Here is a 25,390-nt window from a genome sequence, read left to right as displayed (position 1 = left end):
ATCGCCGCTGACTCATTCATTCAAGGCTCCCCTCATGACTGACAGTAGTGCCGCCGGCGCCGCGGTGTATTCGCCGCTGACGTTGGCTCTGTATGACGCATGGGTGCTCGGAATCTCCAATCGCTATGCATGGCGTTGTCCGACCCAAACTGTGTTGCTGCCGTTCTTTCGCGCCAACGTGCGCCCGCGTCATTTGGACATCGGTGTGGGCACGGGCTACTACCTGGCAAAGACGCAACTCTCCTCGCAAACCCAGATCACCCTGCTCGACCTTAACCCCAGCAGCCTTGAAGCCGCCAAACGGCGCATCGCTCGACCGGGGACTCGCACGATCCAGCACGACGTCTTCAAGCCCATCCCGGGCGACCAGCGTTTCGATTCGATTTCCCTTTTCTACTTGCTGCATTGTCTGCCGGGGCCGCTGGATGCCAAGGCGGCGATCTTCGGCCACCTCAAGCACAATTTGCAGCCGGACGGCGTGCTGTTCGGCGCGACGATTCTGGGGGATGAGGCCGGGCACAATGCCTTTGGCCGCAAGCTCATGGCCGTGTACAACAAAAAGGGCATTTTTGGTAACCGGCACGACACCGAAGCTGGGTTCGAGGGCCGTCTGCGCGAACACTTCCGTGACGTGACCCTCAAGCGTGAAGGATGTGTATTGCTGTTTCGCGCAGCGCAACCGATTGTCTGAGCCATTCAATGGTGATGCCTCAAGAGCACAATAAAAAAATGAATGCTGTGACGATTCCTTCGATCCGGACAACCCTATTTCAGGGCTTTTCACTGGAGACGACCGCCAAAGACGCTGTGCAGATGGGCCGGGCCATGGCGGCTCTACCCCCTGGAACACCCGTCAATATCGCTTTCTTGGGGAGCGAGAGTTTCGAGCAACGGCTGGCCGCTGTTCAGGCGTTGATCGCAGGCCGTGTCAGCCCAAGACCGATCATTTCTTCTCGACGAATTACCTCGCACTCCGTGCTTCAGTCATTTCTGGAGCAGGCGATGGCCAGTGCGCCGTTAACGGGGATATTTCTGGTGGGGGGTGATCCGCAGGTGCCGCAAGGGCCGTTCAGCGACTCGCTGGAGCTGATTGGCAGCGGGCTCCTGGACGGGCTCGACGTGCCGATGGTCGGCGTGCCTGGCTATCCGGAAGGCCACCCGCATATCCGGGATGAGGTCTTGTGGGATTACCTGACGCGGAAAATCGCTGCGCTGCGCGAGAGAGGCTTCGACGTCGAAATCACCACCCAGCTGTCATTCGACAGCCAAGCAGTCGTCACGTGGATCGAAAAAGTCCGACAGGCTGGTCTGAATGTTCCGATTCGCGTCGGCATTCCCAGCCCATCGTCGCTGACTGGCATTTTGCGGTTCGCCAAACAATGCCGGGTCGGAACGTCAGCCCAGTTGCTCCAGCGCTATGGCTGGCACGTCACATCGCTGTTGGGCACCGAAGGGCCTGAACGCTTTCTGACTGAACTGATGCAAGTGCTGGAGCAGCGAAATCTCGGAGAGGTTCGCTTGCATTTGTATCCACTGGGCGATGTGCCCAAGGCCGTCGAATGGCTGCAAACCTTTGAGCGTCAGGCTTTGGGCTGAGCGACGCTGTCAGTCAGGTTTCGGCGCGTTCGTGGCGGTCTGGCCGAACAGAATCTTCTTGCCCTCTTCGGTGACGGAGGCGCGGTTTTTCGACAGGGCCTCCCCCTGTGCGTAAGCGCGAGCCGTGGCGGGGCGTGCCTGAATCGTCTGGAACCAGCGTTTCAGGTTCGGGAAATCATCCAGATTCTGTTGCTGGCGCTGCCATGGCACCACCCACGGGTATGCCGCCATGTCCGCGATGGAATACGCTTCCCCGCCGATGAACGCCCGGCCTTCGAGACGGCGGTTCAAAACGCCATACAAGCGGTTGGTCTCATTGACGTAACGGGTGATCGCATAGGGCAGCTTTTCCGGGGCATACACCCCAAAGTGATGATTCTGACCCGCCATGGGTCCCAGCCCGCCCATCTGCCACATTAGCCATTCGGTGACGGTTTTCTTGCCGCGCACATCGGTTGGCAGGAATCGTCCGGTCTTTTCTGCCAGGTACAGCAGAATCGCACCCGATTCGAAAACCGTAATCGGCTCGCCACCGTCGGCAGGGGCCGTGTCGATGATCGCGGGCATCCGGTTGTTCGGCGAGAACGCCAGAAAGTCGGGTTTGAACTGATCCCCGGCGCTGATATCGACGGGATGAATGCGGTATTCCAGCCCGACCTCTTCGAGAAATAGAGTGATTTTGTGACCGTTGGGGGTTGGCCAGTAGTAAAGCTCGATCATCGCTAAGATTCCGTGGCAAACGAGTGAAGGGGAGTTGCGTGTGTGTGGGATATGTCTGCGTCGAGCAAAGCAAGCACGGGCCTTACGACGCTTTCCAGCAAGGGGCGCTGTGGCCGGGCGCGGGCCAGGACGCGGATGCCGAGCAATACGCCGAGCAACAGACCGCTGACATCCATAGCCGAAAGCGACCGGGAAATACTGCCGTCAGCCTGGCCCGCTGCCACGCAACGGTAGAAAAACGCCTCGGCCCGCGTCAGGAAGTCATCGATGATTTCCTGTGCATCAGGCGCGTCTGGTACGGCTTCAAGGGCCGAGTTCACCATCATGCAGCCGCGGTGATGAACATCACTCATCGAGCGGTCGATGATTTCGACGAAGAAGGTTTCAATCGCCAGGCGCGGAGCAAGCGTTCTTTCTAGCCGCACCACCCGTTCACCAAAGCTGCTTTCCAGGTAGTGCGCCAATGCCCTGCGGTAAAGGCCGCGTTTGTCACCGAATGCGTTGTAGACGCTGGCGCCGGTGATCCCCATGCATTCGATCAGGTCACGCATTGATGTCGCTTCGAAACCCTTTGCCCAAAAGCACTGGATCGCGGCGTCGAGCACAGCCTGTTCATCGAATTCTCTTGGTCTTGCCATCGCTGATGTCCTCTCAGGGGCAAACGCAGGCGTTGCGTCTTGCTCCGTAGTTCGCCTAATCTAAAACAGTCGTTCTAAAACTAAAACCTGTTTTTCCCGACCTCGACCTTTCAGAGATGACCGCCATGATTCGTTTCTATTTTCACCCAACCCCCAATCCGGCCAAAGTTGCGTTGTTCCTGGAGGAGTCAGGTCTGGCCTATGAGGTGGTGCCGGTGGACACCAGCAAGGGCGAGCAGCATCTGCCCGAATTTCGCGCCGTAAACCCCAATGGCAAAGTCCCGGCGATCATCGACACCGACGGCCTTGGCGGCAAAGCAGTGCGCGTGTTCGATTCCAGCGCGATTCTGCTGTACCTGGGCGAAAAGACGGGTCAGTTCATGGGCGCTCCTGAAGACAAGCCCGAACTGCTGTCCTGGCTGTTCTTCATCGCGTCGGGCTTGGGGCCGTTTTCCGGGCAGGCGGTGCACTTTCAATACGCAGCCCCCGAGGGCAACGACTACGCCATCAACCGCTACCGTCGCGAAATCGAGCGTCACTACGAAGTGCTTGATACGCACCTGGCCAACCGTGAATACATCGTCGGCAACGATTACACCCTTGCCGACATTTCCACGTGGGGTTGGCTGATCAGGGCGCCTCGTGTGATGAAAGGCTCGGAAGATGCGCTCGCTGATTTCCCGCATCTCAAACGCTGGTTCCAGCGCATCGAAGCCCGCCCTGCTGCCCAGCGCGCGCGGAATGTGGGGAAAGAGTTGGCGTTCAAGAAAGACATGGACGAACAAGCGAAGCGCGCGCTGTTTCCGTCGAATTATCCGAAGGTGTAGTGAGGGAAACGGGACGATATTCCGGAACTGATTGTTGCTTACGATCAGTTCCAGAACGGTCGAGTTTCCCAATCCGGAAGCAGGCCGAGTGAGGAGGTTGTCAGGCCTGCTTTGGTGAGCGCTGTGACGGGCAGGGTCCCCATCAGGCATTTGAAGCGGTCCTTCCAGTCACATGAGGGGTCAATCTTGACCAGTAGCGCCTGAGCGACGACCGCACGGGTGAACAGCCGTCCTCGATCAGAGTGAGAGGGAAACTCCGCAGCTATCGAACTCGCGTATTTTGGCGAGCTTGCTGTGATTGAGGCGTTCCATAGCCGGCCATGGTGAGCGCAGACGTTACGTAGCAATGTCAGGCTCTTTAGCCAAGTCACCAGCACTGTCTCGTCGTACCCGAACTTGTTCGCTATTGATTTGCGATGATCCAGATGCAGATCGCAGAAAAGCCGAGACATCTGGCCAATCGTCATGGCTTCGAGCACTGTCCAGACAGGGGGAAGGGCTGGAGTGTTGTAGTTCGCGTAGTAATGTTTGAGCGCCGAATTGTCCTTGTCCCGCAGATTGACGACTTGGCGCAATAAGTCGCGATGTGAAGCGCTGTCGCTGAAATGGGTGGCATCAAGGTAGAAATGCGGACCGCATGATCTTTCCGTTGCGAGGGTGTTGGTAATTGCCGCACGAAATCCCACTTCGATTCGGTCGACCGCGTCCAGAAAAAGAAGACGCAGCCGCCTGTCGAAATCGTAGAGCTGAAGCACGTCGTCGAACTGGACGTTGGGGTGAAATTGCTTTTGGTCATCTTGTAGCGGGCGCATGTAAATCAGCAGGCGGTAGTAGCCAATAAACTCGAGAGCGCGTAAGGATTTTTCGCGATGCCCTCGGGTGCCGAGGCCTTTGGACCGAGGGTGTCGCAGAAGGGATTGAGCAGTTTTTGCAGGTTTGGAATAGCGGGTAGACGTGCGTGGCATGCCCGGGCGTCCTTGCTGGCATGAGGTAGAAAAAACTAACCCCCTGGTGCGCAGTACGGGATAAATCCCGCCCGAGGCGTGGGGGCTATTCTTGGCGCAAAGTCTATGGAGGCAGACGACTATCGTCAACGTCCAAGACCGGTTTGGTAATGACCGGTCACACAGTGTCCCAGTGCGCTAGCGTCTATTTTTTGCTATTCGCCGTTATCAAACGTTGAACCGGAAGTGCAGCACGTCGCCATCCTTGACGATGTAGTCCTTGCCTTCCAGACGCCATTTGCCTGCTTCCTTGGCACCGGCTTCGCCCTTGTGCTGGATGAAGTCGTTGTAGGCGACGCACTCGGCGCGAATGAAGCCTTTTTCGAAGTCGGTGTGGATCACGCCTGCAGCCTGTGGCGCGGTGGCGCCGACGCGGACGGTCCAGGCGCGGACTTCTTCGACACCGGCGGTGAAGTAAGTCTGCAAGTGCAGCATCTCGTAGCCCGCGCGGATCACGCGGTTCAGGCCAGGCTCTTCGAGGCCCAGAGCTTCAAGGAACATGTCCTTCTCTTCGCCGTCGTCCAGCTCGGCGATTTCAGCTTCGATCTTGTTGCAGACCGGCACCAGCATCGCACCTTCTTCTTCGGCGATGGCGCGAACCACGTCCAGGTGCGGGTTGTTTTCGAAACCGTCTTCCGCGACGTTGGCGATGTACATGACCGGTTTGGTGGTCAGCAGATGGAAGCCCTTGATCACGGCTTTCTCATCGGCACCCATGTTCTTCATCAGGCTGCGCGCAGGCTTGCCCTCGGTGAAGTGGGCGATGAGTTGTTCCAGCAGGCCTTTTTGGACGACTGCGTCTTTGTCGCCGCCCTTGGCATTGCGGGTGACTTTCTGCAGCTGTTTTTCGCAACTGTCGAGGTCGGCGAAGATCAGTTCAAGGTCGATGATTTCGATGTCGCGTTTCGGGTCGACGCTGTTGGAGACGTGAATCACGTTCTCGTCTTCAAAGCAGCGGACCACGTGGGCGATGGCGTCGGTTTCGCGAATGTTGGCGAGGAACTTGTTGCCCAGGCCTTCACCTTTTGACGCGCCTGCGACGAGGCCCGCGATGTCAACGAACTCCATCGTGGTCGGCAGGATGCGCTTCGGGTTGACGATGTCGGCCAGCGCCTGAAGACGTGGATCGGGCATGGGCACGATGCCGCTGTTCGGCTCGATGGTGCAGAAGGGAAAGTTCTCCGCCGCAATACCGGATTTGGTCAGGGCGTTGAACAGGGTGGACTTGCCGACGTTGGGCAGGCCGACGATGCCGCAGTTGAATCCCATGGTGTTTCCCCTCAGTGATGTCAGGCCTTCTGGCTGTGCAGGACACGCATCGCTTTGGCGAAGTCGCCTGCGAGGACATCCGGCAACGCGCCGAGGGCAAAGTCGATACTGGCGTCCAGTTTTTCCTGTTCGGCGCGTGGCGCACGACCCAGTACGAAGTTGGAGACCAGGCTGGCATCGCCGGGGTGGCCGATGCCAAGCCGCAGGCGATAAAAGCCGTTTTGATTGCCGAGCTGCGCGATGATGTCGCGCAGGCCGTTATGCCCGCCGTGTCCGCCGCCCAGTTTGAGTTTGGCGACGCCCGGAGGCAGGTCGAGTTCGTCGTGGGCCACCAGTATGGCCTGCGGAGGAATCCGGAAGAAACCCGCCAGCGCTGCGACAGACTGGCCGCTGCGGTTCATGTACGTGGTGGGAATCAGCAGACGAACGTCTTGGCCTTGATGGCTGAATTTAGCCGTCAGACCGAAATACTTGCGGTCAGCCGTCAGATTGACGCGCTGTGCGCTGGCGATACGTTCAACGAAAAGAGCCCCTGCGTTATGCCGGGTCTGTTCGTATTCGGGGCCGGGGTTTCCCAGGCCGACGATCAGTTGGATGGCGGTCACGTCAGGGGCTCTTCCTTGGGTCGAGTGTGATGGTGCCGGGCACCATCACGGGTTCAACCGGCTAGCGAGTAATGATTACTCTGCTTCGCCTTCTGCGGTGCCTTCTTCTTCCTGGACGACGCGTGGAGCGTGGACGTTTGCGATGTCCAGGTCCTTGCCGTGTGCCAGAGCGACGAATTCAACACCTTTAGGTGCTTTAACGTCGGACAGGTGAACGTTGTCGCCGATTTCCAGCGCGCCCAGGTCAACTTCGATGAACTCAGGCAGATCTTTAGGCAGGCAGGACACTTCCAGTTCAGTGGTAGTGTGCGAGATTTCGCCGCCTTTCTTGATCGGAGCTTCTTCGTTGATGAAGTGCACCGGTACGGTTGCGGTCAGTTTCTGGCCAGCAACAACACGAATGAAGTCGGCGTGCATGATGAATTGCTTGGCAGGGTGACGTTGCATCGCTTTAACGATCACGTTCTGCTTGGCGCCATCAACGTTCAGTTCGATAACGTGGCTGAAAGCCGCTTCGTTTTCGAACAGTTTGGCGATTTCCTTGGCCACGATGGTCACGGATTCAGCAGCTTTGTTACCACCGTAAACAACGGCAGGGATGCTGGCGGCGTGACGCAGGCGGCGGCTCGCACCTTTCCCCAGGTCAGTACGCGCTTGGGCGTTCAGAGTAAAGTCAGTCATTTTGTATCTCCAAAATAGCCATCATCGAGCGGCGTTTGCGACCAGCGTCAACTCGATATGGGCAAAAAAGCCCCGCCTCAACAGTCACTGTTGGGGCGGGGCGCTTTTCGTCAACGGAGGTTTCGAGAGGGCAGGGCCCTTAACGGAACATCGCGCTGATCGATTCTTCGTTGCTGATGCGACGCATCGCTTCAGCGACTACCGGTGCGATATCCAGTTGACGGATACGGTCACAGGCTTGTGCTGCAGCGGACAACGGGATGGTGTTCGTGACCACCAGTTCGTCCAGCACGGAATTTTCGATGTTTTCGATTGCGCGACCCGACAGCACAGGGTGTGTGCAGTAGGCAAAGACCTTGGCAGCGCCATGTTCTTTGAGGGCCTTGGCCGCGTGGCACAAGGTGCCGGCGGTATCGACCATGTCGTCGACCAGAATACAGGTACGACCTTCGACGTCACCGATGATGTGCATCACTTCAGAGTGATTGGCTTTCTCGCGGCGTTTGTCGATGATCCCGAGATCAACGCCCAGGGACTTGGCTACGGCACGTGCACGCACGACGCCACCGATGTCCGGGGAAACGATCATCAGGTTTTCGAAACGCTGGTCTTCGATGTCATCCACCAGAACAGGGGAGCCGTAGATGTTATCTACAGGAATATCGAAGAAGCCCTGAATCTGGTCAGCGTGCAGGTCAACGGTCAGCACACGGTCGATACCGACGACGGTGAGCATGTCCGCGACCACTTTGGCGCTGATGGCCACGCGAGCGGAACGCGGACGGCGATCCTGACGGGCATAACCAAAGTAAGGGATAACAGCGGTGATACGAGTAGCCGAGGAACGGCGGAAGGCATCAGCCATCACGACGAGTTCCATCAGGTTATCGTTGGTCGGCGCGCAGGTCGGCTGAATAATGAAGACGTCTTTACCGCGAACGTTTTCATTGATCTCAGCGGTAATCTCGCCGTCGGAGAACTTACCGACAGAGATGTCACCGAGAGGGATATGCAGCTGACGTACGACACGCCGAGCCAGATCGGGGTTGGCGTTCCCCGTAAAGACCATCATCTTGGACACGCGCAGTACCTGGAGGCTTAGGGTATGCCTGGATGACTATAGGAAAATGGCAGGGGCGGCTGGATTCGAACCAACGCATGGCAGGATCAAAACCTGCTGCCTTACCGCTTGGCGACGCCCCTGTATCTGTTGCACGAGTGCCTGGCACTCGGTTCTCTTAGAGCAGTGTCTGTAACTTTCGGTGCAACATCGAGATGTTGCTGCCTTTTGCCACAAACCCTGTAAGGGTCTCTGTAAGAAGGGCCGAGACTTTATCAGCTTCAGCTTTGCTTGGGAAGGCCCCAAACACACAACTTCCAGTTCCGGTTAACTTTGCTTCGGTAAATTTACCTAGCAAATTCAATGCGTTACGTACTTCTGGATAACGCCTTGCTACAACCGGTAAGCAGTCATTTCGACTGTTTCCCTTGGGAACGGGGCGCACTTTAATGGGCGGCGTGTCACGTGTCAACAGTGGATCTGAAAAAATTTCTGCTGTACTTACAGAGACTTGCGGCACAAGCACCACATACCAAGGTTCTTCGGGGTCTTCAGGGGTCAGGATTTCGCCCACGCCTTCGGCAAACGCGGCGTGTCCGCGCACGAAAACCGGGACGTCAGCCCCGAGCTTGAGCCCCAGCGTCGCCAGGCGATCTTCATCCCAACCCAGATGCCAAAGGTGATTGAGCCCGAGCAATGTCGTCGCCGCATCCGAACTCCCACCGCCGATACCGCCGCCCATGGGCAACAGTTTCTTGATCCAGATATCAGCGCCAAGTGGCGAGCCCGATTGCTCTTTCAGTGCGCGGGCGGCTTTGACAATCAGATTACTGTCGTGGGGGACGTCAGGGAATTCCGTTTGCAGGCGAACTTCGCCGTCTTCGCGCAGTGCGAAACTCAACTCATCGCCGTAATCCAGAAACTGAAACAGCGTTTGCAGTTCGTGATAGCCGTCCGGGCGACGGCCAAGAATGTGCAGCATCAGGTTCAGCTTGGCAGGCGCGGGAAGTGTCAATGGTTGCCGGGACATGATCATTGCCCCAGCTTGCGCGGTTGCCAGCCCTTGATGACCAGCGTGACGTCGAGATCCTGGCCGTGCAGTTTCATCCGCTCAGGCAGCCAGTAGCCGTTCTGTTCGGTGTAGCTCAGGTATTCGATTTTCCAGCCGTCCTGATCCAGATTGGACAGGCGACTGTCGCCGTCCAGGGTCAGGCTGCTTTTACTGTCGGGTGCAGGAAGGCCGCGGACCCACCAGACCAGATGCGAGACGGGCAGCTTCCAGCCCAGTTGGTCTTTGAGCAGCGTTTCGGGGTCCGGCGCGTCGTAACGGCCCTGATTGGCGACTTCCAGCGACACGGCGCCAGGGCGACCGGTCAATCGAGCGGCACCACGACCAAGAGGGCCGGAGAGGCGAATGTCGTAGTAATCCTGACGCTGCAGCCAGTAGAGGGTCCCGCTGCCAGAGTCTTTCGGAGCGCGAATCCCCACTTTGCCATTGATTTCCCAGCCGTCGAGGCTCGCGAGCTGTTGCTTGTTGGCTTGCCATTTGTTGGCGTCGCCGGTGCCCTGCACGGCTTCACGAGAGGTGATGCCGGCGCAACCGGCGAGCAGGACGATGAGGCTGAATGCAAGTACGTGGCGCAGTGACATAAATCAGAGGTTCTCGGAGCCGGTCAGGCGTTTGAGGGTGCTGCGCAGGACCGGGCTGTCAGGTTGTTGTTCGAGGGCCTTGCCCCAGACTTTACGGGCTTCGCGCTGTTGGCCTTTGGCCCAGAGCACTTCGCCCAGGTGCGCGGCGACTTCGTGATCGGGGTAGCGCTCCAGCGCCTCACGCAGCAGGCGCTCGGCTTCGTCGAGGTTGCCGAGGCGGTAATTGACCCAGCCCAGACTGTCGAGGACAGCCGGATCATCCGGGTTCAACTGGTGCGCACGCTCGATCAATTCTTTCGCTTCGGCGTAGCGGGTGGTGCGGTCGGACAGCGTGTAGCCCAAGGCGTTGAGGGCCATGGCGTTGTCCGGTTCACGCTTGAGGATCGCCCGCAGATCGGTTTCCATCTGCTTCAGATCGTTACGTTTCTCGGCCAGCATGGCGCGGGTATAAAGCAGGTTCAGGTCGTCCGGGTACTGTTTGAGTGCCTGAGTCAGCACCTGCCAGCCACGATCGCTCTGATTGTTATTGGTCAGGGTTTCGGCTTCGATCAGGTACAGCTGAATGATGTAGTCGGGCTGGTCGGCGCGGGCCTGGGCCAGTCGTTTCGAGGCTTCGGCGGTACTGCCGTTGCTCATCAGAATGTCCGCCTGGCGCAGTTGGGCGGGCAGGTAATCGTTGCCCGGACCCACTTGTGCGTATTCGGCAAGGGCGTTTTGGGGATCGTTGCGCTCTTCATAAATACGACCAAGGTTCACATGCGCGGCATCGACGTGACTGCCACGGGCGACCAGATCTTCCAGATAGCCCTGCGCTTCGTCCCATGCCTTGTTTTCCAGACACACCAGCGCCAGTGAGTAACGCAACTCGTCGTCGTCCGGGTATTGCTGGACGAGGCTGGAGAACTGCACCTTGGCGTCTTCCATGCGGTTCTGTTCAACCAGCATGCGGGCGTAGGTCAGGCGCAGGCGCTTGTCGTCCGGGTATTTCTTGATGCTTTTTTCCAGCAGCGGCATCGCTTCCTTGCCACGGTTCATGCTTTGCAGCAGACGGGCACGGAGGAGGATCGGCGCGACTTCGCCTTCGCCGGGCGGGTTGTCTTCGAGCAGTTTGAGCGAGGCGGCGCTGTCACCTTCCTGTTGCAGCAACAGGGCTTTGCCGAAAATCAGCTGACCATTTTTCGGGTATTTGGCCAGCAGGCGATCAAAGCTGTTGAGCAAGCCCTTGCGCGTATTGGAGTCGGTTTCCGCTGCCGACAGCGCGAGGAAGTCGAAGTGGGTATCGCCCTGACCTTGAAGCACCTTCTCCATATACCGCATGGAGTCGTCGTAGCGTCCGGCGCGGGCCAGTTGAATGGCGGCGGCGCGTTGTGCTTCAAGGTTGTCCGGGTCATTTCTGGCCCAGATCATCGAGGTGTCCAGTGCCGCCTGATCAGCGCCCAGGTATTCGGCAATGCGGAATGCCCGCTCCGAAATGCCGGGGTCTTGGGTCTGGATCGCCTGGGTCACGTAGTTATCCAGCGCAATGTCGAAGCGATTGCGTTGTCCGGCCAGTTCGGCGGTCAGCAGGCTGACGACCGTGTCCTGGGTAAACGATCCGTAGACCTGAGGCTTGGCCTCAGGAGCGGGCGTCGCTTCTTTCGTCGCAGCAGCAGGCTGTGGCGAAACGGAGGCCGTAGACTGGCAGCCACCAAGAACGACAAGGGCAAGGAACAACGCGGAGGATTTATTCATATAGGAGAGAGGGCGGCTTACCTGCGGTTTGAAAGCATCATGACACAAGGCAGGGAGCAAACCCACAGCCCACTTGAAAACCAGAACCCGCTATTTACAGCCCGCGCTTGGACAATTTGTCGCAGGGGCATCGCCGTAAAGCGAATCTCTATAGGGACAATAGACTGTCCCGGACGTTCTGAATGTATTGCGGTGGTTGTTCTGAATCTATTGAAGTAGGACAATTGCCGGCTTCACGTCACCATCAGCGACCTTGAATGGCCTTTCTTGCTCTGGGTATCAACCATAAGACTGCATCAGTGGATGTCCGCGAGCGCGTGGCATTTACGCCTGAGCAGTTGGTTGAAGCATTGCAGCAACTGTGTCGTCTGACCCAGAGCCGCGAAGCCGCCATCCTGTCGACCTGTAATCGCAGCGAGCTTTATATAGAGCAGGACCAGCTCACCGCTGACGTCGTGCTGCGCTGGCTGGCCGATTATCACCACCTCAATGTCGACGAACTCCGCGCCAGCGCTTACGTGCACGAGGAAGACGCCGCCGTGCGCCACATGATGCGCGTGGCTTCGGGGCTGGATTCGCTGGTGCTGGGCGAGCCGCAGATTCTCGGGCAGATGAAATCCGCCTACGCCGTGGCTCGCGAGGCCGGAACCATCGGTCCATTACTGGGGCGACTGTTTCAAGCGACCTTCAGCGCGGCCAAACAGGTGCGCACCGACACGGCCATTGGCGAAAACCCGGTGTCCGTCGCGTTCGCGGCCGTCAGCCTGGCCAAGCAGATTTTCAGCGACCTGCAACGCAGCCAGGCCTTGCTGATCGGTGCGGGGGAGACCATCACGCTGGTCGCCCGACACCTGCACGATCTGGGGGTCAAGCGTATCGTGGTCGCCAACCGGACGCTGGAGCGCGCGAGCATTCTGGCGGAAGAGTTCGGCGCTCACGCGGTCCTGTTGGCTGATATCCCTGCCGAGCTGGTCAACAGCGACATCGTCATCAGTTCCACTGCCAGCCAGTTGCCGATTCTGGGCAAGGGCGCGGTGGAAAGCGCGCTGAAACTGCGCAAGCACAAGCCGATTTTCATGGTCGACATCGCCGTTCCCCGCGATATCGAGCCGGAAGTAGGCGAGCTGGACGACGTTTACCTGTATACCGTGGATGACTTGCACGAAGTCGTCGCGGAAAACCTCAAGAGTCGCCAGGGTGCAGCCCAGGCGGCAGAGGAACTGGTCAGCGTCGGCGTCGAAGATTTCATGTCGCGTCTGCGCGAACTGGCGGCGGTCGATGTGCTGAGGGCCTATCGTCAGCAAAGCGAACGCCTGCGAGACGAAGAACTGCAGAAAGCGCAACGCATGCTCGCCAACGGCAGCAATGCGGAAGAGGTACTGATGGCGCTGGCACGTGGCCTGACCAACAAACTGATGCATGCGCCAAGCGTGCAACTAAAGAAGCTGTCCGCCGAAGGCCGCGTCGATGCGCTGGCCATGGCCCAGGAACTCTTTGCCCTCAATGAGGGCTCCACGGATAAACCCCCGCAATGAAAGCTTCACTGCTCAATAAGCTGGATGTGCTCAGCGACCGATTCGAAGAATTGACCGCGCTGCTGGGCGACGCCGAAGTCATTTCCGATCAGACCAGATTCCGTGCCTATTCCCGTGAATACGCGGAAGTCGAGCCGGTGATTCAGGTCTATACGCAGCTGCGAAAAGTGCAGAGTGACCTCGAAGGCGCCCAGGCGCTGCTCAAGGACAGCGACCCGGACATGCGTGAAATGGCAGTCGAAGAAGTGCGCGAAGCCAAAGATCAGTTGCTGGTGCTGGAAGGCGATTTGCAGAAAATGCTGCTGCCCAAGGACCCCAACGATGGCCGTAACGTGTTTCTGGAGATCCGCGCGGGCACCGGGGGTGACGAGGCAGCGATTTTCTCGGGCGACCTGTTCCGCATGTATTCGCGTTACGCCGAGCGCCGAGGCTGGCGGGTGGAAATCCTTTCCGAAAACGAAGGCGAGCATGGTGGCTTCAAAGAAGTCATCGCCCGGGTCGAAGGCGACAATGTCTACGGCAAACTGAAGTTCGAATCGGGTGCGCACCGCGTGCAACGAGTGCCCGAGACTGAATCTCAGGGGCGCATTCACACGTCGGCCTGCACGGTCGCGGTGTTGCCTGAGCCGGACGAGAAGCAGGCGATCGAGATCAATCCGGCGGATTTGCGCGTGGATACGTTCCGCTCATCGGGCGCCGGCGGTCAGCACGTCAACACCACCGACTCGGCGATTCGTATCACGCATTTGCCAACCGGCACCGTCGTCGAGTGCCAGGAAGAGCGTTCCCAGCACAAGAACCGCGCCCGGGCCATGTCCTGGTTAGCGGCCAAACTCAACGATCAGCAAACCGCAGCGGCCGCCAACGCCATCGCCAGCGAGCGTAAATTGCTGGTGGGTTCGGGTGACCGTTCGGAGCGGATTCGTACGTACAACTTTCCACAGGGGCGGGTGACGGATCATCGTGTGAACCTGACCTTGTATTCGCTGGATGAAGTTTTGGCCGGCGGGGTCGATGCAGTGATAGAACCGTTGCTTGCCGAGTATCAGGCAGACCAACTTGCGGCACTGGGTGAGTAAATGACCATCATCGCCAGCTTGTTAAGAAACGCTGAACTGCCGGATTCTCCGACAGCCCGTCTGGATGCTGAACTGCTGTTGGCGGCTGCCTTGGGCAAGCCGCGCAGCTTTTTGCACACCTGGCCGGAGCGTATTGTCAGCACCGAAGCCGCTCAGGCGTTCGACGGCTATCTGCAGCGTCGTCGCACGGGGGAGCCGGTGGCGTACATTTTGGGGCAACAGGGTTTCTGGAACATCGACCTTGAAGTCGCGACGCACACGCTGATTCCCCGGCCGGAAACCGAGATGCTGGTGGAAACCGCATTGGAGTTGCTGCCGGGGGCGATTCCCCATCGCTTGCTCGACCTTGGAACTGGCACGGGGGCCATCGCGCTGTCGCTGGCCAAGGACCGTCCGCAGTGGAACGTCACGGCGGTGGATCGGGTGGATGAAGCGGTGGAGCTTGCCGAGCGCAACCGACAGCGTCTGCACCTGGATAACGCCAATGTCCTGCGCAGCCACTGGTTCGGCGCCGTCGAGGGCCAGCGGTTCGACCTGATCCTCAGCAACCCTCCTTATATAGCGTCCAACGATCCTCACTTGGTAGAAGGCGACGTGCGCTTCGAGCCGAGTAGCGCGCTGGTCTCGGGCACCGATGGCCTCGACGATCTGCGTCTGATCGTGTCACAGGCGCCAGCCCATTTGGCAGCGGGTGGCTGGCTGTTGCTGGAACATGGCTACGATCAGGGCGCCGCAGTGCGCGATCTGCTCAACACCCATGGCTTCGAACAGATCCAGACCCGCCGCGATCTGGGGGATCACGAACGCATCACTTTCGGGCGCGTGCCGTGCTGAACGACGAAGAACTGCTGCGCTACAGTCGGCAGATTCTGCTGCAACAGGTTGATATCGACGGCCAGATGCGCCTCAAGCAGAGCCGTGCGCTGATCGTCGGCGTCGGCGGACTGGGTTCGCCGGTGGCGCTGTACCTGGCCGCTGCCGGGGTCGGGGAGTTGCACCTCGCGGACTTCGACACGGTCGATCTGACCAACCTGCAACGTCAGATCATTCACGACACCCAGAGCGTCGGGCAGGGCAAGGTCGATTCCGCGATGGCCCGCCTGACCGCGATCAACCCTGACGTGAAGCTGGTGCCCCATCGTGTGGCGCTGGATGAAGATTCGCTGGCTGCGGCGGTCGACGCCGTGGATCTGGTGCTCGACTGTTCCGACAATTTCACCACCCGCGAAGCCGTCAACGCGGCCTGCGTCGCTGCGGCTAAACCGCTGGTGAGTGGCGCTGCGATTCGGCTGGAAGGGCAGCTCTCGGTGTTCGACCCGCGACGCGCCGAAAGCCCGTGCTACCACTGTTTGTATGGGCACGGAAGTGAGAGCGAACTGACGTGCAGCGAAGCCGGTGTCATCGGTCCGCTGGTCGGGCTGGTGGGAAGCCTGCAAGCCCTTGAAGCGCTTAAACTGCTGGCCGGTTTTGGCGATCCGATGGTGGGGCGGTTGCTGTTGATCGACGCCTTGGGCACGCGATTCCGCGAACTGAAAGTCAAACGTGATCCGGGTTGCAGTGTCTGCGGTGCAGCCCATGGCTAGAACGGTCGAACATGGCTAGAGACAACGACGCGCCGGTAGGTGTGTTCGATTCCGGCGTCGGCGGGCTGTCGGTGCTGGGTGAAATTCATCAACTGCTGCCTAATGAATCCCTGCTGTACGTTGCCGACTGCGGGCATATCCCCTACGGCGAAAAAACCCCAGAGTTCATTCGCCAGCGTTGCGTCGATATCGCAGAATTTTTTCGCGAACAGGGCGCCAAGGCGTTGGTGATCGCCTGTAATACGGCCACTGTGGCAGGGGTCGCCGATCTGCGTCAGCGTTACCCGGATTGGCCCCTGGTCGGCATGGAGCCTGCGGTCAAACCCGCTGCGGCAGCGACTAAAAGCGGCGTAGTGGGCGTGCTGGCAACCACCGGGACCCTGCAAAGCGCGAAGTTCGCGGCTTTGCTGGACCGTTTCGCAACGGACGTTCACGTGATTACCCAACCGTGTCCGGGGCTTGTCGAGCTGATCGAAACCGGCGACCTGGTCAGCCCGGTCATTCGGCAGTTATTGCAGGGTTACGTGGACCCACTGCTGGCAGCGGGTTGCGACACCATCATCCTTGGTTGCACCCACTATCCATTCCTCAAACCGCTGCTGCGCGAGATGATTCCGGCGTCGATCACCCTGATCGATACGGGCGCTGCAGTTGCCCGTCAACTCCAGCGGCTACTCAGTCAGCGGGACCTTCTCGCCAGCGGAAGGCCTCTGCCAACGCAGTTCTGGACGAGCGGCAGTCCAGAAAATTTCAGAAACATCCTACCGTTACTATGGAAAAAATCTGACAGTGTGCGAAGCTTCGTCTCGTGAAAAAAACGTGAATAGCACTGTTCCGCGCTGAACTTATGTTCACCGGCAGATTTCTACACCCGGTCTGTTGATATAAAAATTTCTAACTGCACTCGGAAATGGGAAGTTTCAGATGAAGCGACTGTTTTGTTTGGCTGCGATTGCGGCTGCGTTGTCGGGGCAAAGTGCGATTGCACAGGCTGATGGGGTTGAGTTCTCAGTGGGGCACACTGGCGAGTCGACCATGACCTATCGTCTGGGCGCGCAGTTTGATTGGGATAAAAGCTGGTGGCAGACCAGCGTCGGTCGTCTGACCGGTTACTGGAGTGGCGCCTATACCTATTGGGAAGGTGACAAGAGCGCGAGCAACAACAGCCTGTCGTTCTCTCCGGTGTTCGTTTATGAGTTCGCTGGCGACAGCGTCAAACCCTATATCGAAGCCGGTATCGGTGGTGCTGTGTTCCAGCGCACCGAAGTCGAAGGCAACAAAATGGGCAGCGCCTTTCAGTTCGAAGACCGTATCGGTTTCGGCCTGCGTTTCGCCGGTGGACATGAAGTGGGCCTGCGTGCCACTCACTACTCCAATGGCGGCATGACCAGCGACAACGACGGGATCGAAAGCTACGCCATCCATTACACGATGCCGTTCTGAATACCGTTCGATAGTCACTGACTGTAGGAGCGCGGCTTGTCCCGCGATCTGCTGCGAAGCGGCAGCAAACCGGCTAACGCAGTGTGTCTGACACACCGTATCGTTTGGTTTCACGACGGGTTCCCCGCCGATCGCGGGACAAGCCACGCTCCTACAGTTGACAAGCGCAGTTGACGAGCGGCGATCACAGATACGCCGTCGCAATCCCTTCCCGCTCGGTGATGCACTCCGGCGAACCCATCTCGAATTCCCTGCAGATCAGCGGCCTTCGGTCGTAGATCGTGCACCGCATCGTGTCGCGATCCAGTGCCGCGCACCAGCCGTCATCCAGGCGCAGCATCACCTCACCGCCCCAATCGTCAGTGTCGATGAAGCGTTCGGGCACGCCCGTGTCGGTGATCAGCATCACTTCCAGCTGACAGCAGCAAGCGGCGCAGGTTGAGCACGTTACGGCAGGCTCGGGGGGCGTGACGGGGAGTTGAAGCAAGGGGATGGCAGTCATGGGCCGCAGTGTAAAGCAGCGGCTGGTGCATCGGGGGCTGGTCTGACGGACGCGGCTTTCAAGCGGACGCTTCGTGGCGGTGCGCTTGACGGAACCACGCCGCGAGCCAATGCAGCAACGGAAAAACCACCGCCCAGATTGCGCCGATGATGAATGCACTCGGCCACACGCCCAATGGCAAATGAACATAGGTCAGGTGAGAGCCCGCGATGTAGGACGCCGGGCCGCCAATAGCGCCAAGCGCGCTGCCGAGCCACCAGGGCCGCGCGGTCCACGCCAGGCAATGCCCCAGCGTTGTCGCCAGCAACGGCCACAACAAGGCGAGCCACAACGGAATGACGCGACCGGCTTCGCTAAAATCGAACACCCCGACTTTGATCAACGCACTGTCGATCACGCAGCCTAGCGCGAACACTGTCATCAGCAATTTGCCCTCGGCCTGCCAAGAGCCGATCAGCCACAAATGGACCAGCAAAATCGCAAGCACGAGCAACAGCCACCCGCTGTTTCCACCCAACACACAGGTGAACCAGCCGATCTGAAACAGCGCCGCGTTGGCCAGCTTTTTAAGCATCGAACCGCCCCAACAGCGGCGCCGTGATCGCGCGGGGTTTGGCCAGCAGCAACTGCGCGGTGCCAATGGTGCGCTCCAGAAAACCGCCCTCGCAGTAGCACAGGTAAAACTCCCACAAACGCAGGAAATAATCGTCGTAGCCAAGCTCGGTCAGGTAGCCGGCCGCGTGGCGGAAGTTGTCGTGCCACATGCGCAAGGTCCGTGCGTAATGCAGCCCGAAATCCTCCATGTGCAGCAGGTTCATGTCGGTGTCCTTGCTGACGATGTCCAACATCCGGGTGACTGAAGGCAGCGCGCCGCCGGGGAAAATGTAGCGCTGGATGAAATCCACACTCCGCATGGCCTGCACATAACGCTGTTCGCGGATGGTGATCGCCTGCAGCAGCATCAGGCCGTCGTCCTTGAGCAACCGCGTGCATTGCTTGAAATATGTGGGCAGAAAGCGATGGCCCACTGCTTCGATCATCTCGATGGACACCAGTTTGTCGAACTGGCCCGTCAGGTCGCGGTAGTCGCTGAGCATCAACGTGATCTGCTCGCCCAGGCCCAGTTCGGCGATGCGTTTTTCGGTGTACGCGAACTGCTCTTTCGAAAGGGTCGTGGTGGTGACCTTGCAGCCGTACTGCTGCGCAGCGTAGATCGCCATGCTGCCCCAGCCGGTGCCGATTTCCAGCAGGTGATCGGAAGGCTTGAGCGCCAGTTTCTGACAGATGCGCTCCAGCTTGTTCAGCTGCGCCTGTTCCAGCGTGTCGTCGGGGCTGAGGAACTGCGCGGCCGAATACATCATCGTCGGGTCGAGAAACTGCTCGAACAGGTCGTTCCCCAAGTCGTAATGGGCGGCAATGTTTTTCTGCGACCCCTTACGAGTGTTGCGGTTGAGCCAGTGCAGGCCTTGCACAAATGGCCGACTCAGTCGCGCCAGCCCGCCTTCCATTGCATCGAGCACGTCCAGATTGCTGACGAACACGCGGACCACGGCGGTCAGGTCCGGGGTGGTCCAGTAGCCATGAATGAACCCCTCGCCGGCGCCAATCGAGCCATTGCTGGCGACCAGCCCCCACGCGGCCGCGTCCTGCACGTGGATTTCACCTTGCAGCGCCGCGCCCGCCGCGCCGAACACGTGGCGGTTGTTGTTTTCGTAGACCACCAACTGGCCGTAGCGCAGGTGCTCAAGCTGCCGCAGTACGCCGCGTCGCAGCAGGTTGGAGGTCAGGCTGTTAGCGCCGAACCCGGCAGATACGCTACTGCTTTTCATGACGTCGTTCCTTCTGTTGAGCGGCGGCAATGCGGTACGAGCCTTCGGCGGCCTGATGGGAAAAAATCGGTATGCGTTTGACGAACAGCCGCAGCGCCTGCCAATAAATGGCGAGGCAAGTCTTGGCGGTCATCCACGGGAAGCTCAGCAGATGACGGTGCAACGTCGCGCGGCTCATGGGCTGGCGTTGCAGATTGAGCGTGGCGTCGAACATCTTTTCGTTGCCCTGCCAGTCGGCCATGTGCACGCCGAGGCGCTCGTCGGGCTGGCTGAAGCTCATGCGGTATTCCAGATCCCGCGGCAGAAACGGCGAGACGTGAAACGCCTTGGCCACGGCGAAATGCTGATGGCCCTCGGCGGTACTGGCGGGCAGGACGTAGTGATAGCGCTCGCGCCACGGCGTGTTGGTGACTTCGCAGACAATCGCGGCCAACGTGCCGTCCAGTTCGAAGCAATAGAAGAAGCTCACCGGGTTGAACGACAGACCCCAACTGCGCGCCTGGGTCAGCAGGCAGATGCGGCCCAGCGGCGCGCGGCCCAAGGATTGGCGAATGATCTCGCGCACGGCGCCGGTCAGTGAAATGCCCCGGCGGGTGTATTCGCGCAGGTAATCATTGGGCCGAAACGAAAACGGCGCCAGACGCCCCACCCCGGCGAACGGAGACAGGCGCATCACGGCGTCCTGTTCATCGAGGTCGAGGTACAGCATGCCGATGCGGTAGGTGAACGCGTGGGCCCTCGGCGCGAAACGTCGATGGGTGATCAGGCCGCTGTAAAGGGCGCTGTTCATCGGCAGGCTGCTCACAGGGATTCTCCGAAGGCGGACGCCACGCGCAGCGCGCTGACGACGCCGTCTTCATGAAAGCCGCTGGCCCAGTACGCGCCGCAGTAATAGGTGTGTTGCGCGCCAAACAGTTCTTGCCAGCGGGCTTGGGCGGCAATGCCGTTGAGGCTGTATTGCGGATGGGCGTAGCGGTAGCGCGCCAGAATCTTGCTCGGGTCGATGGCCGGGGTCTGGTTGAGGCTGACGCAAAACGTGGTGTCGCTGTCGATGCCTTGCAGGATGTTCATCGCGTAGGTGACGGCGGCTGATTGATCGCCCGCGCCGCCTAGCCGGTAATTCCAGCTGGCCCAGGCGAGCGGGCGTTTGGGCAGCAGGCGGGTGTCGGTGTGCAGCACCACGTCGTTGTCGGCGTAGGGCAGGGCGCCGAGAATGTCTCGCTCGTTGGCGCTGGGTTCGGCCAGCATCGCCAGGGCCTGATCGCTATGACAGGCGAAAATCACCTTGTCAAAACGCTCGCTGCCGCTGCCGCTGTGCACCGTCACCCCGTCGCTGTCGCGCTCGACGCGGCTGACCGGGCATTGCAGGCGAATGCGTTCCCGGAACGAGGCCGTCAATGGCTCGATGTAGCGGCTTGAGCCCCCTTCGATCACACACCATTGCGGCCGGTTGCTGACGGACAGCAAACCGTGATTCTTGAAGAAACGCACGAAGAATTGCAGTGGAAACCCCAGCATGTCTTTCAACGACATCGACCAGATCGCCGCGCCCATGGGCACGATGTAATGGTCGGTGAAGCGCTGGCCATAGCCTTCGGATTTCAAGTAGGCGCCGAGGGTGGTGTCGGCGGCGATGCGCTGGCTTTGCAGGTCGGCGAACGCCTGTTTATTGAAGCGCAGAATGTCCCGCAGCATGCCCCAGAAGGTCGGCGACAGCAGGTTGCTGCGCTGGGCGAAGAGGCTGTTGAGGTTGTTGCCGTTGTACTCGGTCTGGCTGTGCGGATCGCACACCGAAAAGCTCATCTCGGTGGGTTTGAACGCCACGCCCAGCTTGCCGAGCAGCTTGATGAAGTTGGGGTAGGTCCAGTCGTTGAAGACGATGAAACCGGTATCGATCGCGTGGGTCTTGCCGTTCACCGTCACGTTAACCGTGTGCGTGTGCCCGCCGATCCAGCTGTCAGCCTCAAACACGGTAATGTCATGCACGCGGTTGAGCAGCCAGGCGCTGGTGAGGCCGGAAATGCCGCTGCCGATGATCGCGATCTTCATTGCGCGCCCTCGCGTTGGCCGGGAGCCGAACCAGAAGCGCGCACCATGCGTTTGCTCAGCGCCAGCTGCAGACGACCGGGCAGAATGGCCATAGCCTTGAGCGTGAGGATCAGCAGGAACGGGAAGGAAATTTCCAGAGGGCGCCGGGTTATCTCCAGACGCTGCGCAATGAAGTGGGCGGCTTTTGGAGCAGACCAGCGCAACGGCATCGCGAAATCGTTCTTCGCAGTGAGCGGCGTATCGACGAAACCGGGGTTGATCAACGTGACGTCGATGTTTTCGTGGGCCAGGTCGATGCGCAGCGACTGAAACAGGTAGCGCAAACCGGCTTTCGACGCGCCATAGGCTTCCGAGCGGGTCAGCGGCAGAAACGCCACCGAACTGGCGACACCGACGAGGTGAGGGCGTTTGCCCAGGCGCAGTAGAATCAGCGCTTCCTGAACGCAATACGAGGTGGCGATGAGGTTGGTTTTCACCACCCGCTCGACCAGCCGCGCGTCGAAGTGGTGGGTGTCGACGTATTCACAGGTGCCCGCGTTGAGGATCGCGGTGTCCAGCGCACCCCAGACCTGAGCGATGCGTTCGCCAATCGCCGTCACCTGTTGCAGGTCGGTGACGTCGCCGGGTGCGAGCAGTACCTGATCGGGGAACCGCTGCTCCAGTGCCTCCAGCGGCGCGACGCTGCGGGCCGTCAGCGCGACCTCGTGGCCGGCGTTCAGCAGCTCTTCCGCGAGCGCCAGGCCAATCCCGCTGCTGGCGCCGGTCAACCAGATGCGGCGCGTCATGCGAGCCTCCTTTTGAGCCAGCCGATCATGCGGCCCATCACTGGCAGATGCTCATAGAGCAGCGCGCCTGCGTCGAAATAGTCGCGGTGTTGAAACACCTTGTTCTCGGCCCATAGCAGGTGCGAGCAACCTTGCACGGCAATCGGCTCGCCTTGATTGAGGCGCGGATGGCGGTAGGTCATGGTCCAGCGCAAATAGCCCTTGCCTTCGCGCACTTGGTCGAAGGCGTGAAACTCGAACGACAAATCCCGAACGTTGGCGTACAGCTCGGCGAAATACCGGTGCAGCTCGGGCAGGCCGTGGACCTCGTGCAACGGGTCGGCGAAGTCAATGTCCGCGCTGTACAACTCGTCCAGCAGATGCAGATTGTCTTTGTCGAGTTCGGCGAAGCGCCGGGCGTAATCGCGCAGGAATTCACTCATGGTCTTGAGTCTCTGCTTGTCGATGGGGCAGGGATTTGAACGCCGTGAGCGCGCGCTCGCGGCTGGCCTTCAGGTTCACGATAGGCGAGGGGTAGCCTTCGACGCCAAACAGCCCGCCGAGGGACGACGGATCGTGAATGTCGCGCTTGTTCAGGTCTTTCAGCTCCGGCACCCAATACTTGATGAACAGGCCTTCCGGGTCGAATCGCTCGGACTGGTTCAGCGGGTTGAAGATGCGGAAATACGGCGAGGAATCCGTGCCGGTGGACGAACTCCATTGCCAGCCGCCGTTGTTCGCTGCCAGGTCGCCGTCGATCAGATGCTGCATGAAGAACCGCTCGCCTTCGCGCCAGTCGAGCAGCAGGTTCTTGGTCAGAAACATCGCCACGATCATGCGGAGGCGGTTGTGCATCCAGCCGGTGTGCACCAATTGCCGCATCGCTGCATCGACGATGGGAATCCCGGTGCGGCCTTGTTGCCAGGCTTCCAGCTCCTTGGGCGCGTGACGCCATTTCAAGGCTTCGGTTTCAGGCCGGAACGCGCGGTGGCGGGAGACACGCGGGAAGCCGACCAGCACGTGCTTGTAGAACTCGCGCCACAGCAGCTCGTTGATCCAGGTCACCGAGCCGACGTTGCCGGTCTCGAACTCGCCGTTGTTGCTGCGCAAGGCCGCATGCAGGCACTGACGGGGCGAGACCACGCCCGCCGCCAGGTACGCAGAGAGCTGGCTGGTGCCAGGCTTGGCGGGGAAATCGCGCTCGTCGTTGTAGTAATGCACCTGGTCGTCGGTGAAGTGTTCAAGACGTTTGCGCGCTTCATCTTCACCGGCAGGCCAGAGCTTGCGCACCGCGTCGGAGGGCGTCGCGAAGCCTTTGACGTGATCAGGCACGGCGTCGCTTTTCACATGCACATTCGACTGTTTACTTGGCAAGCGAATCACCGACGGCATCGAATGATGCAGACGCTGGTAACAGACTTTGCGGAATTGGGTGTAGACCTTGAAGTAACCGCCGGTCTTGGTCAGCACGCTTCCAGGCGGGAAGAACAGCTGATCGAGGTGACGGGTGAAGCCGATGCCGTGTTCATCAAGCGCCCCTTGGGCGGCCTTGTCCCGGTTATCTTCGTTGACACCGTATTCTTCGTTGACGTGCACATGCTCGACGTTGTGGGCCGTGCACAGGTCCAGCAGGGCTTTCGGCGCCTTGTCCCACGTGTTGGCGTGCACGATCAGCAGCGGCACATTGAGGGCATTCAGTTCGTGCTTCAACGCCTCAAGATTGCGCAGCCAGAAATCGACTTTGTTCGGCGAATCGTCATGGCTCTGCCACTGCGCGGGACTGATCATGTACACAGCCAGCGTCGGTCCCTGCTTCATCGCAGCGCTCAAGGCGGTGTTGTCGTGTACGCGCAGGTCGGTGCGCAGCCAGATCAATTGCATGCTCTTGAATCCTTAAATGATGTCCAGACGTTGAAGTGCGGTCTGGGCGGTCAAGGGGTCTTCGGCCAGAGTGAGTCCGGCGACCTCACTGACAGATACGGATAACTCGGCCGAATGGATGCGCACGGTCGGACCAATAATCAATTTCGGGCAGTCAATGGCGTTCAACAGGCGGGGGAGCTGGCTCAGGTTCAGCGGCTTGCTGGAATAGAACAGCACCGCGCGCGGCTTGAGGTGCTCGCACGCCAGGCCCAATTCTGCGGCTGGCACCGGCCAATCGAAGACCTCCACCGGGCAGTCGGCGCTGCTCACCAGCCAGGCCGTCAGCCACAGGTGCGGTTCGAGTGGCACATCGGACTGATTGATCAGCAACACAGGGGCGCCGCTGACTTGACGATTGTTGTGGTAAAGCCGTGCCCCGAATTTGCTCCGTAGCCAGGAATAGAAAAACACCCGTTCCAACTGCGCGCCGAACTGGCCTTGCCAGCGTTGTTCCAGCGTCGCCAGCAACGGCAGCAACAATTGCTCGCAGAGGGTGCGCGGCGGGTAGAGCGACATGGCCTGATTAAGCGTGTCGTCCAGTCGCCGTTCCGACAGGGTCGTGATCGCTTGCAAGAGCGTCTGCCGGAGCTGATCCCAATCACTTTCGATGCTCGGCGGCGGTGCCTGCTGATCGTCGATCAACTGCTTGACCTGACTGACCGACACGCCGCGATTGAGCCAGGTGAGGATGGTCAGCACCCGGTCCACATGGGCCGTGCTGTAGAGACGGTGGCCCTTGGGCGTTCGATGGGGAACGATCAGACCGTAGCGGCGCTCCCAGGCGCGCAGGGTCACGGCGTTCACCCCGGTCAGCCGGGCCACTTCGCGGATCGGCAGCCAGCCTTCTTCCAAAGCATGGGCATAGTCCTGCGTGTCATTCAGCGGTTCGGTTTCTTTCATGG

28 protein-coding genes and 1 tRNA gene are annotated in these 25,390 nt (G+C 59.7%); 9 read left to right on the top strand and 20 right to left on the bottom strand.

Annotated elements, in window-relative coordinates; translation table 11 throughout:
• Window positions 1-34: 34 nt before the first annotated feature.
• Together ACWKWE_RS10580 and ACWKWE_RS10575 are read left to right on the top strand one after the other, a co-directional pair.
• Complete coding sequence (locus ACWKWE_RS10580; RefSeq protein ID WP_483850448.1) at window positions 35-691, top strand: class I SAM-dependent methyltransferase; 657 nt, start codon at window positions 35-37, stop codon at window positions 689-691.
• Window positions 692-729: 38 nt separating this feature from the next.
• A complete protein-coding gene (locus ACWKWE_RS10575; protein ID WP_483850447.1) occupies window positions 730-1,596 on the top strand; it encodes a methylenetetrahydrofolate reductase in 867 nt (288 codons plus the stop codon).
• 9 nt (window positions 1,597-1,605) lie between these two features.
• Here ACWKWE_RS10575 and ACWKWE_RS10570 read toward each other — a convergent pair whose 3' ends face one another.
• Both ACWKWE_RS10570 and ACWKWE_RS10565 read right to left on the bottom strand, forming a co-directional pair.
• Entirely contained in the window at window positions 1,606-2,316 is a 711-nt protein-coding gene (locus tag ACWKWE_RS10570) for a glutathione binding-like protein (RefSeq protein ID WP_166597269.1), read from the bottom strand.
• Between the two features lie 2 nt (window positions 2,317-2,318).
• Window positions 2,319-2,954 carry a TetR/AcrR family transcriptional regulator gene (locus tag ACWKWE_RS10565; RefSeq protein ID WP_483850446.1) on the bottom strand — a complete coding sequence of 212 codons (636 nt, stop codon included), beginning with the start codon at window positions 2,952-2,954 and terminating at the stop codon, window positions 2,319-2,321.
• A gap of 125 nt (window positions 2,955-3,079) precedes the next feature.
• On the opposite strand from ACWKWE_RS10565, the gene ACWKWE_RS10560 reads away from it, so the two are divergent.
• Window positions 3,080-3,781, top strand: coding sequence for a glutathione S-transferase family protein (locus tag ACWKWE_RS10560; protein ID WP_166597267.1), 702 nt, complete (start codon window positions 3,080-3,082; stop codon window positions 3,779-3,781).
• Window positions 3,782-3,825: 44 nt separating this feature from the next.
• Here the strand turns inward: ACWKWE_RS10560 and ACWKWE_RS10555 are convergent, their stop codons facing one another.
• From ACWKWE_RS10555 to ACWKWE_RS10515, 9 genes are all read right to left on the bottom strand, one after another.
• A complete protein-coding gene (locus ACWKWE_RS10555) occupies window positions 3,826-4,746 on the bottom strand; it encodes an Abi family protein (RefSeq protein WP_483850445.1) in 921 nt (306 codons plus the stop codon).
• Between the two features lie 207 nt (window positions 4,747-4,953).
• Complete coding sequence (gene ychF / locus ACWKWE_RS10550; protein ID WP_483850444.1) at window positions 4,954-6,054, bottom strand: redox-regulated ATPase YchF; 1,101 nt, start codon at window positions 6,052-6,054, stop codon at window positions 4,954-4,956.
• A gap of 20 nt (window positions 6,055-6,074) precedes the next feature.
• Window positions 6,075-6,659, bottom strand: a complete 585-nt coding sequence (pth, locus tag ACWKWE_RS10545) for an aminoacyl-tRNA hydrolase (protein WP_166597265.1) — start codon at window positions 6,657-6,659, stop codon at window positions 6,075-6,077.
• 75 nt (window positions 6,660-6,734) lie between these two features.
• Window positions 6,735-7,340, bottom strand: a complete 606-nt coding sequence (locus ACWKWE_RS10540; protein WP_166597264.1) for a 50S ribosomal protein L25/general stress protein Ctc — start codon at window positions 7,338-7,340, stop codon at window positions 6,735-6,737.
• Between the two features lie 139 nt (window positions 7,341-7,479).
• Window positions 7,480-8,421: a ribose-phosphate pyrophosphokinase gene (locus ACWKWE_RS10535; RefSeq protein WP_037018241.1), complete on the bottom strand. Its 942-nt coding sequence runs from the start codon at window positions 8,419-8,421 to the stop codon at window positions 7,480-7,482.
• 47 nt (window positions 8,422-8,468) lie between these two features.
• A tRNA-Gln gene (locus ACWKWE_RS10530) sits at window positions 8,469-8,543 on the bottom strand.
• 35 nt (window positions 8,544-8,578) lie between these two features.
• Entirely contained in the window at window positions 8,579-9,430 is an 852-nt protein-coding gene (ispE, locus tag ACWKWE_RS10525) for a 4-(cytidine 5'-diphospho)-2-C-methyl-D-erythritol kinase (RefSeq protein WP_166597263.1), read from the bottom strand.
• A gap of 2 nt (window positions 9,431-9,432) precedes the next feature.
• Window positions 9,433-10,050: a lipoprotein insertase outer membrane protein LolB gene (gene lolB, locus ACWKWE_RS10520; protein WP_483850443.1), complete on the bottom strand. Its 618-nt coding sequence runs from the start codon at window positions 10,048-10,050 to the stop codon at window positions 9,433-9,435.
• 3 nt (window positions 10,051-10,053) lie between these two features.
• Window positions 10,054-11,781, bottom strand: a complete 1,728-nt coding sequence (locus ACWKWE_RS10515; RefSeq protein WP_166597261.1) for a tetratricopeptide repeat protein — start codon at window positions 11,779-11,781, stop codon at window positions 10,054-10,056.
• A gap of 257 nt (window positions 11,782-12,038) precedes the next feature.
• Here ACWKWE_RS10515 and hemA point away from each other — a divergent pair, with 257 nt between their 5' ends.
• From hemA to ACWKWE_RS10485, 6 genes are all read left to right on the top strand, one after another.
• Window positions 12,039-13,316: a glutamyl-tRNA reductase gene (gene hemA / locus ACWKWE_RS10510; RefSeq protein WP_166597260.1), complete on the top strand. Its 1,278-nt coding sequence runs from the start codon at window positions 12,039-12,041 to the stop codon at window positions 13,314-13,316.
• A complete protein-coding gene (gene prfA / locus ACWKWE_RS10505; RefSeq protein WP_483850442.1) occupies window positions 13,313-14,395 on the top strand; it encodes a peptide chain release factor 1 in 1,083 nt (360 codons plus the stop codon). Before hemA ends, prfA begins: the two co-directional genes overlap by 4 nt.
• A complete protein-coding gene (prmC, locus tag ACWKWE_RS10500) occupies window positions 14,396-15,229 on the top strand; it encodes a peptide chain release factor N(5)-glutamine methyltransferase (protein WP_483850441.1) in 834 nt (277 codons plus the stop codon).
• Entirely contained in the window at window positions 15,223-15,978 is a 756-nt protein-coding gene (locus ACWKWE_RS10495; RefSeq protein ID WP_483850440.1) for a molybdopterin-synthase adenylyltransferase MoeB, read from the top strand. The genes prmC and ACWKWE_RS10495 overlap by 7 nt, the downstream gene beginning before the upstream one ends.
• Window positions 15,979-15,989: 11 nt before the next feature.
• On the top strand, window positions 15,990-16,790 hold the full coding sequence (gene murI / locus ACWKWE_RS10490; RefSeq protein WP_483850439.1) for a glutamate racemase: 801 nt from the start codon (window positions 15,990-15,992) through the stop codon (window positions 16,788-16,790).
• A gap of 112 nt (window positions 16,791-16,902) precedes the next feature.
• Window positions 16,903-17,421, top strand: a complete 519-nt coding sequence (locus ACWKWE_RS10485) for an acyloxyacyl hydrolase (protein ID WP_166597255.1) — start codon at window positions 16,903-16,905, stop codon at window positions 17,419-17,421.
• A gap of 184 nt (window positions 17,422-17,605) precedes the next feature.
• Here ACWKWE_RS10485 and ACWKWE_RS10480 read toward each other — a convergent pair whose 3' ends face one another.
• The 9 genes from ACWKWE_RS10480 to ACWKWE_RS10440 are packed head-to-tail and all read right to left on the bottom strand — an operon-like array spanning window position 17,606 to window position 25,388.
• The gene (locus ACWKWE_RS10480; protein WP_483850438.1) at window positions 17,606-17,923 is read right to left on the bottom strand and encodes a YkgJ family cysteine cluster protein; all 318 of its coding nucleotides are present in this window, start codon (window positions 17,921-17,923) and stop codon (window positions 17,606-17,608) included.
• Between the two features lie 58 nt (window positions 17,924-17,981).
• Complete coding sequence (locus ACWKWE_RS10475; protein ID WP_166597253.1) at window positions 17,982-18,497, bottom strand: DUF2878 domain-containing protein; 516 nt, start codon at window positions 18,495-18,497, stop codon at window positions 17,982-17,984.
• The gene (locus ACWKWE_RS10470; RefSeq protein WP_483850437.1) at window positions 18,490-19,752 is read right to left on the bottom strand and encodes a class I SAM-dependent methyltransferase; all 1,263 of its coding nucleotides are present in this window, start codon (window positions 19,750-19,752) and stop codon (window positions 18,490-18,492) included. Before ACWKWE_RS10470 ends, ACWKWE_RS10475 begins: the two co-directional genes overlap by 8 nt.
• Window positions 19,739-20,542: a DUF1365 domain-containing protein gene (locus ACWKWE_RS10465; RefSeq protein WP_483850483.1), complete on the bottom strand. Its 804-nt coding sequence runs from the start codon at window positions 20,540-20,542 to the stop codon at window positions 19,739-19,741. Before ACWKWE_RS10465 ends, ACWKWE_RS10470 begins: the two co-directional genes overlap by 14 nt.
• Window positions 20,543-20,553: 11 nt before the next feature.
• Entirely contained in the window at window positions 20,554-21,801 is a 1,248-nt protein-coding gene (locus tag ACWKWE_RS10460) for an NAD(P)/FAD-dependent oxidoreductase (protein ID WP_483850436.1), read from the bottom strand.
• Window positions 21,798-22,586, bottom strand: coding sequence for an SDR family NAD(P)-dependent oxidoreductase (locus ACWKWE_RS10455; RefSeq protein WP_483850435.1), 789 nt, complete (start codon window positions 22,584-22,586; stop codon window positions 21,798-21,800). The genes ACWKWE_RS10460 and ACWKWE_RS10455 overlap by 4 nt, the downstream gene beginning before the upstream one ends.
• A complete protein-coding gene (locus ACWKWE_RS10450) occupies window positions 22,583-23,008 on the bottom strand; it encodes a nuclear transport factor 2 family protein (RefSeq protein ID WP_166597249.1) in 426 nt (141 codons plus the stop codon). The genes ACWKWE_RS10455 and ACWKWE_RS10450 overlap by 4 nt, the downstream gene beginning before the upstream one ends.
• Window positions 23,001-24,446 carry a deoxyribodipyrimidine photo-lyase gene (gene phrB, locus ACWKWE_RS10445; protein WP_483850434.1) on the bottom strand — a complete coding sequence of 482 codons (1,446 nt, stop codon included), beginning with the start codon at window positions 24,444-24,446 and terminating at the stop codon, window positions 23,001-23,003. The genes ACWKWE_RS10450 and phrB overlap by 8 nt, the downstream gene beginning before the upstream one ends.
• A 12-nt stretch (window positions 24,447-24,458) precedes the next feature.
• Window positions 24,459-25,388, bottom strand: coding sequence for a MerR family transcriptional regulator (locus ACWKWE_RS10440; RefSeq protein ID WP_483850433.1), 930 nt, complete (start codon window positions 25,386-25,388; stop codon window positions 24,459-24,461).
• Between the last annotated feature and the right edge of the window lie 2 nt (window positions 25,389-25,390).

This window comes from Pseudomonas salicis, assembly GCF_057128705.1.
The sequence above is the reverse complement of the archived record's forward strand: the minus strand, read 5'-3'. Positions and strand labels throughout refer to the sequence as shown.